General features: G+C 41.6%; 15 protein-coding genes. 11 read left to right on the plus strand and 4 right to left on the minus strand.

All coding sequences use genetic code 11. From position 1 onward, the window contains the following. Nucleotides 1–3 precede the first annotated feature (3 nt). From AC0NJP_RS17270 to AC0NJP_RS17320, 11 genes are all read left to right on the plus strand, one after another. Nucleotides 4–585 carry a DUF4376 domain-containing protein gene (locus AC0NJP_RS17270; RefSeq protein ID WP_474700577.1) on the plus strand — a complete coding sequence of 194 codons (582 nt, stop codon included), beginning with the start codon at nucleotides 4–6 and terminating at the stop codon, nucleotides 583–585. An 11-nt stretch (nucleotides 586–596) separates the two neighbouring features. Next, complete coding sequence (locus tag AC0NJP_RS17275) at nucleotides 597–1,082, plus strand: hypothetical protein (protein ID WP_474700578.1); 486 nt, start codon at nucleotides 597–599, stop codon at nucleotides 1,080–1,082. 10 nt (nucleotides 1,083–1,092) lie between these two features. Beyond that, nucleotides 1,093–1,455: a hypothetical protein gene (locus AC0NJP_RS17280; RefSeq protein WP_474700579.1), complete on the plus strand. Its 363-nt coding sequence runs from the start codon at nucleotides 1,093–1,095 to the stop codon at nucleotides 1,453–1,455. Between the two features lie 133 nt (nucleotides 1,456–1,588). Continuing rightward, nucleotides 1,589–1,843: a hypothetical protein gene (locus AC0NJP_RS17285; protein WP_474700580.1), complete on the plus strand. Its 255-nt coding sequence runs from the start codon at nucleotides 1,589–1,591 to the stop codon at nucleotides 1,841–1,843. 12 nt (nucleotides 1,844–1,855) lie between these two features. Beyond that, nucleotides 1,856–2,473, plus strand: a complete 618-nt coding sequence (locus AC0NJP_RS17290) for a VgrG-related protein (protein WP_474700581.1) — start codon at nucleotides 1,856–1,858, stop codon at nucleotides 2,471–2,473. Continuing rightward, entirely contained in the window at nucleotides 2,467–3,618 is a 1,152-nt protein-coding gene (locus AC0NJP_RS17295) for a DNA-methyltransferase (protein WP_474700582.1), read from the plus strand. The genes AC0NJP_RS17290 and AC0NJP_RS17295 overlap by 7 nt, the downstream gene beginning before the upstream one ends. A gap of 206 nt (nucleotides 3,619–3,824) precedes the next feature. Next, the gene (locus tag AC0NJP_RS17300) at nucleotides 3,825–4,451 is read left to right on the plus strand and encodes a hypothetical protein (RefSeq protein ID WP_474700583.1); all 627 of its coding nucleotides are present in this window, start codon (nucleotides 3,825–3,827) and stop codon (nucleotides 4,449–4,451) included. Between the two features lie 201 nt (nucleotides 4,452–4,652). Next, nucleotides 4,653–4,949 (plus strand): 3D domain-containing protein, encoded by a 297-nt coding sequence (locus AC0NJP_RS17305; RefSeq protein ID WP_474700584.1) that lies wholly within the window; start codon nucleotides 4,653–4,655, stop codon nucleotides 4,947–4,949. A gap of 2 nt (nucleotides 4,950–4,951) precedes the next feature. Beyond that, nucleotides 4,952–5,398 carry a hypothetical protein gene (locus AC0NJP_RS17310; RefSeq protein ID WP_474700585.1) on the plus strand — a complete coding sequence of 149 codons (447 nt, stop codon included), beginning with the start codon at nucleotides 4,952–4,954 and terminating at the stop codon, nucleotides 5,396–5,398. A 67-nt stretch (nucleotides 5,399–5,465) separates the two neighbouring features. Continuing rightward, nucleotides 5,466–8,537: a DNA polymerase III subunit alpha gene (locus AC0NJP_RS17315; RefSeq protein WP_474700586.1), complete on the plus strand. Its 3,072-nt coding sequence runs from the start codon at nucleotides 5,466–5,468 to the stop codon at nucleotides 8,535–8,537. Next, nucleotides 8,534–8,806: an HU family DNA-binding protein gene (locus AC0NJP_RS17320; RefSeq protein ID WP_474700587.1), complete on the plus strand. Its 273-nt coding sequence runs from the start codon at nucleotides 8,534–8,536 to the stop codon at nucleotides 8,804–8,806. Before AC0NJP_RS17315 ends, AC0NJP_RS17320 begins: the two co-directional genes overlap by 4 nt. 164 nt (nucleotides 8,807–8,970) lie before the next feature. Here AC0NJP_RS17320 and AC0NJP_RS17325 read toward each other — a convergent pair whose 3' ends face one another. The 4 genes from AC0NJP_RS17325 to AC0NJP_RS17340 all read right to left on the minus strand — a co-directional run bounded on the left by AC0NJP_RS17325 (nucleotide 8,971) and on the right by AC0NJP_RS17340 (nucleotide 12,738). Beyond that, nucleotides 8,971–9,378, minus strand: coding sequence for a helix-turn-helix domain-containing protein (locus AC0NJP_RS17325; protein WP_474700588.1), 408 nt, complete (start codon nucleotides 9,376–9,378; stop codon nucleotides 8,971–8,973). A gap of 307 nt (nucleotides 9,379–9,685) precedes the next feature. Beyond that, a complete protein-coding gene (locus tag AC0NJP_RS17330; protein ID WP_474700589.1) occupies nucleotides 9,686–11,122 on the minus strand; it encodes a hypothetical protein in 1,437 nt (478 codons plus the stop codon). A 432-nt stretch (nucleotides 11,123–11,554) separates the two neighbouring features. Further along, entirely contained in the window at nucleotides 11,555–11,857 is a 303-nt protein-coding gene (locus AC0NJP_RS17335; protein ID WP_474700590.1) for a hypothetical protein, read from the minus strand. Further along, on the minus strand, nucleotides 11,818–12,738 hold the full coding sequence (locus AC0NJP_RS17340) for a ParM/StbA family protein (RefSeq protein ID WP_474700591.1): 921 nt from the start codon (nucleotides 12,736–12,738) through the stop codon (nucleotides 11,818–11,820). The genes AC0NJP_RS17335 and AC0NJP_RS17340 overlap by 40 nt, the downstream gene beginning before the upstream one ends. Nucleotides 12,739–12,858: the final 120 nt, after the last annotated feature.

Below are 12,858 nucleotides of genomic sequence, written 5' to 3' on the forward strand. Positions count from 1 at the left end.
TATATGAAATATGCTTACAAGATTGGAAATGGAAGATATACAGCTGAATTAACTTTAAATGATACGGATAAATCTCCTGAAGGATGGTATGTATCAGGGATAGAAATTGACTGTACCTCTTATCGACCGGATAATCAAGGGTGCCCTGTAGAAATTCCAAAAGCCGATCCGATAATTCCCCAAATAACACTAGAGCAGGTAAAACAGAAGAAACTATTTGAGTTATCTCTAGCTTGTTCCGCCGCCATTACAGGCGGCTTTTTTAGTACAACTTTAGGGACAAAGTATCAATACGACAGTAACCAAACTGATCAAAATAACTACCTTCTCTTGTCGCAATGCGCCCAACAAGATGAATTTACTAAAGCCCCTTATAACGGCAAAGCTCCTATTCGCTGCTTTCCAGTGAATTCAGACGGGACGCTAGGAGACAAAGCGGAATTTGATCATACGGCCGCTCAGATCGCCCAGGTTATCGTCGATCTCATGTTGCATATTGGAGCATGTAAACAAAAGCTTTGGGGCCTTCAGGCTAAAGTTGATTCCGCAACAGACATTGCAACCGTAGAAGCAATTCTGTTTTAGAGGGGCTCTGCATGTCTTTAGTAAAAATTGTTTTTATTCAAGGAACAGGACTCCTTTCCGAAACGATTGAATTCTTCGAGCGCCTAAGCTCCACAAGCGAAGATCAATTTACTCCTTCACATTGCGGAATTATTATCGACGATAATTTCGGAGAGGCTATCGCAGAAGGGTTTCTAAGAACGGACGTAAATCGTTTTGATCCTGCGACAGTTAGAATTTATAAAATAGAAATCCCTGATTTTGAAGCATGTAAAGCTAAATTCAAAGAGCTTTTGGCCGGCCGCGATTATGGCTGGCTTGCTTTATTTAACGGGCTTATTTATACCGTTTTCGGAATCACAACAGAAGGAGACGGCGAAAAATCCGGAGACTGTAGCGAAGACGTTACAAGAATTCTCCGCGCTGGCGGCCTAGAACTTTTTCCAGGGGTTCCAGCTGATGATATTACCCCGTATATGCTAATGGAAAAAATTAGGATTATCGGGAATTTAGTTTAGAGGTGATATTTTGGGAGATCAAGAGAATCAAATCGCAATCCATGAAACAGAATTAAGCAGGGTAAAACAGGACGTACAAAAACTTACTGATACCCTCCAGGGCCTTCCTTATACGGTAACAAACCTAGATAACCAGGTCAAAGAACTTTGCCGGTTAATTCGCGAAATGCAAGGTGTTTATCAAACAAAGGAAATGTGCCGAGCTTTTTCTGACGGTTGCCAAAAAATGCAAGAAACTCGCTATATTGATATGGCACAAGAGCTTAAATCTCTTCAGAACGACTATCGCAAGTTGCTTTGGGGCGGCCTTAGCTGCGCGGCCTATGTGGCCTGGGAGTTCTTCAAAAACCTGCCAGCATTTCTTATTAAGTAGGAGGCGATACGATGGAAACTATTAAGGACTTCTTCTGTGGCGTGGCTTTCTTAGTGCTTTGTGCAATCGATTGGGTTTATTGCAAAATTACAGGCAAAGAAAGCTTTATTGACATTGGATAGGAGGCTAAACAGTGTTCAAAACAATTAGAAATTTTTTAAAGGGGCTCCTCTTTTCGGACGGAGTTCCTAGCTTGGCGCTGTTTATTTCTGCAGCGTCTTTTTTAGTGTTTGTTGCCGGCACAGCTTACCTTATGCTCACCGGCCATACATGGAGTCACTACGACACTTTTGCAACCGTTACAGGCGGCGGCAGCGCTGCTATGCAGTCGGTTACACACTTTGTAAATAGTAAATTTAATTCTCAGTCGGGACAGATGCCGAAATAGGAGGTTGATACAATGTTTAAATTAGGAGATTTAAGCGCGAAATATGAATCAAACGGAGATCCTGGAGTAATTTCTAGGACAGAAGGAGACGCCGGCGGCGCCAGCTATGGAGCATGGCAATTTAGTATTGCAGCTGGTATTCCTCAAGCTTTTGTTGAGTGGGCCGCTAATGAAGGGAACGAATACGGAAAGCGCCTAGCTCAGTTTGAAGCGGGAACAGAGGACTTCGACAACGAATGGACAGCTATTGCCGGCGAAGATCCTGAGGGATTCTTAGAGCTTCAGTATGAGTATGTGACGCAAGCTTATTACTTGCCGGCTGTCGATGCAGCTGCTGCAGCTAGTATTGATTTAAACCAAAGAAGCTTTGCTTTACAGAATGTCGTTTGGTCCGCTGCTATTCAATATGGCGTTGGCAATGTTGAAGAATTATTTAACGACGCAGCTGCTGAATCTGGACAGCCTAACGCCTCTTACCTGGAGGATAAAGACCTCATCCCTGCTATCTATGCTGTTCGCGCAAGCGACGAATGGACGAGCGGGAGCCCTTCGCTTCGCCCTGGTCTTCGTAATCGGTTTGAAAACGAATGTCAAGACGCTTTGGCTCTTTTAGGTGAAGAAGAATGTTAGAAACTAACAAAATTTATTTAGGAGACTGCCTTGAAGTTATGGGAAATATCCCTGACAATTCCATAGATTCTATCGTCACTGACCCGCCGTATGAATTAGGGTTCATGGGGAAGGCTTGGGATTCTACAGGCATTGCCTATAACATCGAGGTTTGGAAAGAATGTCTTCGAATCTTAAAGCCTGGCGGCCATTTATTAGCCTTTGGTGGAACTAGAACGTATCACAGAATGGCTTGCGCTATTGAGGACGCCGGCTTTGAAATCCGTGATCAGATGCAATGGATTTATGGCAGCGGATTTCCAAAAAGCCTAGATATTTCAAAAGCTATTGACAAGGCGGCTGGTGTGGAATTTTCAAGCAAACCTGCTTCTGGTGTTGGGTTCATGAAACCAGATAGCGAAGATTGGAACGTAACCAAAAATCAACTTTCGAGGGTTGGTGAGTCGACTTTAGAAGCTAAACAATGGGAGGGCTGGGGGACAGCTTTAAAGCCTGCAAATGAGCCTATTGTAGTAGCAAGAAAACCTATTTCTGAGAAAACTATCGCCGCGAACGTTCTTAAATGGGGAACAGGCGGAATTAATATTGATTCTTGCAGAATTGCTTTAAATGGAGATTACAAAAGTAAATCAAATGGAAGACCTTCTCTCACCGGACTTGGAGATAAGTACGACTCAACAAAGGCGAATATTGCAGATACATTGGGCCGTTTCCCTGCCAATATTATCCTTGACGAAGAAGCTGGAAAAATTCTCGACGAACAGTCTGGAGAAAGGAAATCCGGAGGAAAGGTTAAAGGAACAGAGCTAAGTCACACTGGCCAGAACGGTATTTACAACGTTTACGGAAGAGTCGAAAATAAGCCATTTAGCGATACTGGAGGAGCCTCACGATTCTTTTATTGTGCCAAGGCTTCAAAGAAAGATCGCGGCGAAGGGAATACCCACCCAACAGTAAAGCCTGTTACACTTATGGAGTATCTTATTAAGCTTGTAACTCCTGAAAAAGGAATAACCTTTGACCCGTTCTCTGGGTCAGGTACTTCTGCTGTAGCAGCCCTAAGTACAGGTCGCTTTTTTATTGGAGCTGAAAAAGAAAGTCAATATTTAGACATTGCTAACCAACGTATAGAACGAATGATATAAAAAATAATTTATTTATTGTTCGTAGTTTTTGTAAGGTACCGCTGTTCATGACGAAACAGTACCTGGTCAGCTGGGATCCAAAACCCGAACATTAGGAGGAATGTACAAATGGCTAATTTATTTAAAAACGCCTTTTTTAGACTACGCTTCTGGTATGAGATCGTAGTCTATTTTTATGTTAAAGTCCCTTATCAGAAGGTGAGACAATGGACGAAGTAGTAAAACAGAAAGCTCTTACTTTTAAAGAGAATTTAAAAGAGTTCCTTAAAAAGGAATGGAAATACTTCGTCGGTTTGATTCTTATTCTTTCTGTTTTGGGATTCGGTTATTCGGAATGGAAAGAATATAAGGATAAACCTGTTCCTGTTGCGGCCGTTGCAAGCCTAACAAGGGAAGATCTTACTAACGCCTTCAAAGACTTTAAAATTCCTTCTACTTCGGACCCGAAAACTATTACGGAAAGAATTATAGAATCAAGCCAGGGCAAGCCGACTTATACTTACGTCACAGTAAATGATAAAGACGATAAGAAGGCGGATTCTACGGCCAGCGCTCTTGCAAAGAAAGACGGCTCTGACTATGTAATCAAGAATCAGACAACGACAAAACAGGTTGACGGAACCGACGTAAAAACGAATAACTATTTCGCCGTAACAGAGGAAAGAAATAATAAACTCTATGCCGGCGCGACGGTTATAGGGAAGGAAGTCTACGGAAGTCTCTCTTATCAACATAAGAAAGACGAGCTGACTATCCATTTCACTCCGGACGCTCAGAAAGTCGTCGACGTTAAAGGTGTTACTTATATGCACAGAATTGCTGAATGGAAGTAGGCGGCCTTGCCGTTTACTTCTTTTTATGCTAAAATGGAATAAAATATAGATATATCGGAATAAAAAGGAATGGTGACTATCAAAAAAACTCTACTTTTTTTTTTACTTCTTTTTACTATCCCTAGCTTTGCATATCCTGACGGCCACGGGTGGCCGACCGACGACAACCTGGCGGCTAATTGCTTATATACACCAGATTTCATGACAAAGATATATGAGGATAGCCAAAAGAAGCCAGAATACAGAGAGATTATAGCCAACGTATCGGCTTATTGTGACGGAGATATTACGGCAACCGGCGAGGCTCCTAGAGAAGGAATTGTCGCGGCCGATGATCTACCGTTTGGTACAAAAATTATTATTGACGGTAGGGAATACGTTGTCGCAGATCGCTTTGGTGGCGGCTATAGAAATCGAATTGATATTTATATGCCGAATCGAGGAGACTGTGATCGCTTCGGCCGACAATACATAACGGTAAAAATCAAGGAGGAATAACAATGTTTGGTTTTGTAAGAGAGTCTTCTCTTCGAGATATGGAGAAAAAATGCGAGTTTAGGCAAAAGAGATATGACGAACTCAGAGAAAAATACGATACGCTCTTACTTCGACATAGGGACCTGGAAAAACAAGTACAAGCTGAGTTTAGAGCGGAGTATATGTTTCACTTCCCGCAAAATCCTCACAAGATTATTGTTAGCGAATATATATCGCCAAGAATTTCCTTGAGGGGAAACTGGTTTTTCATAGAGGATGCCCTTTCCCATCTTATACATATCAGGGGCTCCCTATCGAGGTTAACGATAAACTTAGCTCCAATATATGTCTTTTCGCAGCTGAATGGAAAGAGCCTCCTGTTATCTGTAAGAATTGCGGGAAAGAAACTCCTTACGAATATGCAAAACACAAATATTATTGTTCTGAGAAATGCTTTGAAAGCTTTGTAAGCAAGGCTTCAAAGAAAACAAACTAGCGGCCGCCTGGCCGCTTATTTTTTTTATATGGGGTGATAAAATGGATAACTTTGTAACACTACATACTCACAGCGACTATTCGCTCATGGACGGCAAGGCGAAAGTCTCTGATATTGCAAAACGTATTGCAGAACTTGGCCAGCGAGGCTTTGCAATTACTGATCATGGTACTATGACTGGCCAGTTCGCAGCTTATGAGGCAGCTAAAGAAAACGGTCTTAAATATGTCTTTGGCCTGGAACCTTATATTTGCGAAGACGTTCTGATTAAGGATAAAGACTATTTTCATATTATCCTTTTAGCAAAGAACGAAGTAGGCTATAAGAACCTTCTTAAAATTGACTCTCTCGCTTACGAGAATCGCTACTACAAGCCGCGAATTGATTTTGGTATGCTTAGTAAGTACGGAGACGGCTTAATCGTCACAGCGGCTTGTATGGGCGGTATTTTAAAAATGCAGAATAAAGAACAATGGGTTAAGTTCCTGGCAGAGCGCTTTGGCCAGGACTTTTTTATTGAGTTGCATACTAACCATGAACCAGAAAAGCCAAGTAAAGACCCCGACAAACCCCCTCAAATGAGCCAGGAAGATTTTAATAAAATGGCTTTAGAAATTGCGGGTCGGTATAACGTCTCTTTAGTTGCGGCCGTTGACTCCCATTATGTCCATAAGAAAGACGCTAAAAATCACCGGCGCTGGGTTGGTATTCAAGACAATGAAGAGTCCAGTTATTACACGGTTGACGACTATTATCTACACAGCGAGAAAGAAGTTCGGCAAGACTTGGCCTATATTCCTAAAGATATTTTGGACCAGGCTATTATGAACACTTCTGCTATCCTGGACCGCTGCAATTTTGAACCTCAAAAGACCGGCCGCAACTATCCCCATATTGAGACAGATAACCCTGTCGAAACCCTGAAAGGACTTTGTGAAGAAGGCTGGAAAGAAAAAATAGGGCCGGTTGTCGCGCCGGCAGAATTTCCGCGTTATAAAAACCGCCTGGAAAGCGAAATTGAAATTCTTCAAAAGGCGGATTATATTGACTACTTCTTAATCATGAATGTTATTCTAGGCGAAGCGGCAAACCGCGATATTCCCATTGGCTTCGGCCGTGGATCGGTTGGAGGCAGCTTGACAGCTTACCTTATGGGGATTACGAAAACAGACCCTCTAAAATATGACTTGCTCTTCGAACGGTTTTGTTCTCCCGACCGCGTATCGATGCCAGATATTGATACAGACGTATGTCAAAAGCGGCGCGGGGAGCTGATCGACTTTATAAAAGAACGTTTCGGCCAGGTTTACCAATGTAGAACTATTAACTATATGGGAGCTAAATCAGCGCTACAGCGAGCCGGCCAGGCTCTTAAAATCCCACCGGTTGAGATTGATGCTCTATCGAAAGAGATTAAGGGATTGACCCCTGATAGTAAAGAAGCCGATCAGAGAGCAGCGCTCGACGAAATCTGTACTCCGAAATACAAAGAGCTTATCGAATTAGCCAAGGACTTTGTAGGCTATATTCAAAACTATGGAGTTCACGCTTCAGCAATTTGCGTTATGCCTTCCGATCCGGAAAACTTTTGCGCTATTGAGCGCCAGGGCGATACTCTTGTCACTTGTTATGATTTTCATGTTTTAGAGGATATATACCAGCTTTTAAAGCTTGATATACTAGGCTTAAAAACTCTAACGGTAATTGACGAAACTCTACAGCTGATCGGTTGCAGAATCGATCTTGAACACCTGCCTCTGGCCGACCAAGAAACGTTTGAAATGCTTTGCGACGGTGATACGTCCGGAGTATTCCAGATTGAGTCAAATGGTATGACAAAGTTAGTCAAAGATATTCAACCTCACGACTTTGCTGAAATGATTCCCTTGGTAGCCTTATTTCGCCCTGGGACGCTTCGAGCAGGTATGGTTGAAGAATATGTAAAGCGCCGCAATGGAGAAATTGAGGTAACATACCCGCATGATTCCTTAGAACCGATTTTAAAACCGACTTATGGAATTATCCTCTATCAGGAACAGATTATGCAGATCGCCCAGGTGCTTTGCAAATACTCCCTGGGAGAGGCGGATTTATTGCGTCGGGCCGTAGGTAAAAAGAAGCCTGAGGAAATGGCTAGACTCAAGCCTGAATTCATTCGGAGAGCTGTCGAAAACAATGTCAACGAATCCACGGCCGCTCATATATTCGAGTTAATCGAATACTTTGCCGGCTATGGCTTTAATAAGTCTCACAGTGTCTCATATGGCTTTACAAGCTACGTTACGGCTTACCTAAAGGCTCACTACCCTATTCAGTATATGTGCGCTCTAATCAACTCTGAGGGTAAACAGGCGGACGTTATCCCATATGTAGAAGAATGTAAGAAACTAGGTATCAAAATTCTTCCTCCGGACATTAACCTTTCTAAAGCGAAATGGTCGGTCGAAGGCGACGCCCTGAGGATCGGATTCTCATATATTCAAAACGTGGGACTCCTTGAATTTCCTAGAAAGTATCTGTCATTCGACGACTTCATAGAAGATAACCCAAAACTAAATAAAAGAGTAGTTACAAACCTGATAAAGGCCGGATCTTTTGGAAAAGAAGATCGCGGCCTTTTGCTTGCTCAATTAGAGTATTTCAAAACCTACTTGCCTCGCCGTCAGCAATGTTTACAGAAAATTGAGACATATGCAGACGAAGGCAAGGAAGGAATGGTCAAGACTTGGCAAAACAAGCTCGAAGCAATTCCCCCTATAGAATCTATCCAGGCACTCCCTTTTGACGCAGCACAGGGCGAATATGAGGCTCTGGGCTTTACTTTCTGCGATAAGCTTGACGCTTACAATCTTTCTTTCTGTGTCCCTTACGAAGACAATCCGCAAAAGAAGGTTATCGGCGCGGAAGTTACTAGGTTCTTCAAATGGAAACAGAAGAACGGGAAAAATGCCGGCAAAGATATGGCCTTCGTTACCGTCCGGACGAAAGAGCAAGAAGGAATCGAACTTGTTATGTTCGCTTGGGTTTATAAAGAGTTACAAGTAGGAACCGTTTACTGGTTTGAAGTAAAGGAAAACAAAATTTTCGATAGTAAGGAGGCAGAAAAACTATGAATAAAAGAGAATTAGTTTTAGATGTAGCACAGCGAGCCGGTATTCCCCAGACGCAAGCCAGGGACGTAATCGATTCTTTTTGCTGCAGCATCATGGAGTGTCTTGCCAAAGATGAAAAGGTCAAGCTTCACGGCTTCGGCCAATTCTTCTTAAAGAAAGTCAAGCCCCGCAAGATCTGCAAAATCGGAACAGATATTCGAATTATAGTACCTGGTTACAAAACCGCCGGCTTTAAGCCTGGCACAGATTTAAAGAATATTGACTTTTAGCCAATATACAGATAAAATAAAAGCATAGCAAAAGAGACCTCACTGGGATGTGTGGAACTCAGACGACTACCAAGCACGGCAATGCTTAGGTAGTCATTTTATTTTATTGTATACATAAACAACAAGGCCCCGCGAAAGCGGGGCCGTTTTTTCTATTTTATCAGTTATTCTTTATCAAGCAGCCATTGAGCATAAGCTTTTTCTAAATAAGGAATAGCGCTATTTAGGCTGACAAATTTTCGAACGTCGGGAGAAAGATGGTCTAGGCTTGTTTCAGTGCTTAACAAGTAGCTTTCCGGAACCTCAAAGAAGCTCGCCAAATTCTTAATCCAATCACGATTTACTTTCTTTTTCTGGTCGTTTTCATATTTAGCATAGGTTTCCTGAGACATTCCGCATTGGTCGGCAACATATTGTTGAGATACTTTTTTCCCGCCAGCGCCAGCGCGGAGACGTAAATAGAGAAGCTTTTGCCCTAGCGTCATATCTTTGTCGTCAGGGAGGTATTTTTGATCGTTAATCTTTTTATCTAAAACACTCTGCATTTTTTCTTTAAAACTATCTTTAGGCATGTTATTATTCCCCCTCAGAGGTTAATATTCTAATTTAGAATAAATATAACATGGAATAAGAGGAGAGTCAAATTTTTTCCGTAGTTTTTTCAGACAATGTAATTTTTCTTTTACAGAATAGGGAATAAAAGCAATATTTAAGAGAAAAATAGTATTTATAGAATCGTTTATAAGAAGAGCAAGTCTTGGGGCGTAGGTTAGGTAGGGCGTATTTAAAAACCTCTCAGGAGGCGAATCTAAAGGCCTGAGAGGTATATATTTGGGAGTCGTATCGGGAGGGTGGGGCTGAAATGTGTATAGTATTATGTTAGGGGTTATCCACAGATACTGTTTGTATTAATTGTCTTATATATTTCCTATCCAGAGACAGTGTTCTTGATAGTTCGGATATTGATATATCAGGGGTTTTAAGAAGAGCTTGTCTAACTCTTTCTATATTCTCAGCTTTAGCCGCTTTTCTGTCTTTCTTTCCTTCTGAGCGGCGCTGTTCTGCTCGTTTTGCGAAGTCCCGTCTCCGGACTTCAGATTTAGATATGATCGTTGCCAAGTGTTGTTGCTCTAATTCCGTAATTCCTAAGAGCTTTATAAGGGTTTCGTTCTTATAGCGATAGCCTAAATGTTTATACTTCTTGTCGATAGACATAAGCCGTTTAATATATTCTTCGCGCTCTGCGACGGTTTGAGGATCGTTATAGGTGGCGAGCTTGTACATCTTTTCGGCCGAACGAGTAGAGGCTTCAACCTCTTTATCACTCAAAGGATTATTAAACATTGAATTTATTTCGTGGACACGCTTTAAGCTCTCTTTCGGATTTCCAGAGAACCAGCAATGCCAATATCGATAAAGAAAGAGAATTAGTTCTCTGTGTCCGTCGCAATGCCCTTGACGTAGAGAAATAAGCCTTTCTATATCATGGAAACGTGTATAAAAAAGGTTGTGGTCGGTAAAACTATAATATATCTTTCCAATTTTGGGGCGCTTAGGAACGTCGGGGAAAAGCTCAGGGTTAATCGGTTTTATAACGGTCTTTGTTTTGTGGCGCGGCGCCTTGCGCTTAATTCGCGGCAGCGCCTCAGGCAACTCAATATTTTCCGGAAGGTATTCGCTAAAAATATCAACAAGATCATACCGATAGTCATTCGTTTCTAAAACATAAACAGTCTTATTATTGGCGCTGTTATTCGTGCCGGCGAGCCTTAAAACCCTAGCGGCGTCGCGGCTTGCTGGGTCTGAGTTCAGATCAACTAAAATATCATGGAAGTGATTTTCAATCGTCTGCCAAAGAGGGTAATAGTCGGCCGGCGTTGGCTCAATAAACCAGATTAGCTGCAGACCTTGGCCAGAGAAGACGATTCTATTAGGCAATGGAATTGACTGATTAAAATAAAACTCTTCTAAAATAGCCAGGCCACGGTCTGCCGTAATTCCTATTTTGTGGCAGTCGAGGTCTGTATATATAGCATGGAATTCTTGAATATTATTATTAGAGCGCTTTGGACTCTTAAAAGTATTCTGTGAAAAATATACGTCAAGGCCTGTCCATTCTTCGACCGCTTCGTCAATATTCTTTGTGGTGTAATGCCATTGTTTGGTAGGTATTCCGTTTTTTATGCGAGGCGTTTTTGAGAACATAGAAAAGAACCCGTCGCGGTCTTGATGATGGGTTAAAATTTGCCGATTTGGGAATAGGTTTGTTTGGTAAAAGCCTTGACTTGCAAGGGTTTTATTTGATAAAATAGACATAGGAAGTTATTCCTTTCTTCCCATTGGCGGGAGGGAATCGATAGCCAGTTTCGCGACCTTTGCCGAAAGATCAGCGCGGGACTGGCTAAAGTTTTTTATACTTTTTTTATAAGAGTTGCAGGAATCTTGTTTTTGCTGTAGAATATTACAGTTAGAGCTTTATTTAAAAGCACAAATAACTTGTTCTGTGGTGGATCAAGTTTACTGGAAGTCTTTGGCGAGACTTTCGGAGCCCTCGTTGGCGCGAGGGTGGATGGTAAGGGAGAATGTCCGCGTTGAGGTTGGTAGCCAAGCGCGGATTTTCTTTTGCTTATTCTGTATTCTGCATAAATTTTGAAATTCCTTCTTTCATTCTACATTTTGAGAACTTTTAAATAGTAAAAGTTCAAAAGTATTAAAAATAAGTAAAAAAAGAGGGCCTTGCGGCCCAAATTATCTGTTTCGTAGACCAGAGAAGAAGTTATTCATTGCTTGCTGATCTTCTTCTGTAACTTCTGGCTGAGGCGCTTTTTCTTCCGTGACGGGGAGAGAAGGCGCTTTATTTTGTTGTCCCATATATTGCTCAAATAATTTCTTAAACGTTTCTTCTATATTTGTGGGAACAGGACCCCTCATGTCGGAGTCGATTAGGGCGCGGACAACCTCACCGGCCTGGCGTTCGCCAAAACGGCAAATATGTTTATATTGTTCGTCAGTTAGTCGGATACCTTTGTTTTTTGGGAACCTTTCCCGCATTTTTTAAGCCCCCTAGCATTAGCAAATTGCCCATCTTCCGGTATATCTGATTTCGGGATAATATCTTTAATTTGTTTCTTCATGGCTTCTGATCCGCCGCCGACGTTATAAACAATATCGAATTCATTGAAATTCCAGGAATGGGAAATTGTGTCGTAAATTTGCTTTGTAAGCACTCTAAACTCATTATCGGCTGTCGGGCGAACTTTATCTAAGTATTCTGGAACATCGTCAATTTTAGGAGATATACCAAGTTCACTTTGAATAAAGGGGAGAATCCTCATATAGGCGCGAGTCATTCCTCTATCTCCGCTGCCGCTTTCTTCTGTGAGGATTTGTCCATTTTTAATAGCTACATAATCGAGCGTTTTTTGCCCTATATCAATAACGCCGATCTTTTTGCCAGCGATAGGCTTTATAACTTTCCCGTCGTCGTCCATAACGAGATCACAAAAAGCTGCCGTGGCTTGCTCAAATACAAAAACGTCCGTAATATCAATTTTATGAGGAACCCCAGAAAGCTTTATTTCATATTTACCTTTTAGTTTCTCAATATCGGATTTCTTTTTTCTATAATCGCTAAGAGGCAAACCCATACTAACAGGGCCGGTATAGTCTTTTTCTGTTAAAGCTACGCAGGTCAACATGCTTAAAACATGTCTTAAATGATCGTTTCTGTCGAATGAGCTAGTCGCGCCCTCAACAACAGCTAAATTTCCGATAAAATAATCTATTCCCTCGAACGTTATAACTAGATTATTTATTGGATCACCAAAAACACCATTGCCCACTCTTTCTTTTGCCGCCATGTAAACAGTAGGGAAGAGAATCCTTTTCTCTGAACATTTTGTACTGGAAAAACCAACGTCAATTCCTATCATGATAACCCTCCTATAAAGTTAACTTCCGTTAACTATTTACAAAGCGAGTGAAATAGTTAACTATATACAAGTATATACTATTGAAATCCAAATAACAATAGGCATTTTGATGATTTTAAA

The sequence above is a fragment of the Pelorhabdus sp. sgz311002 genome (assembly GCF_056134285.1).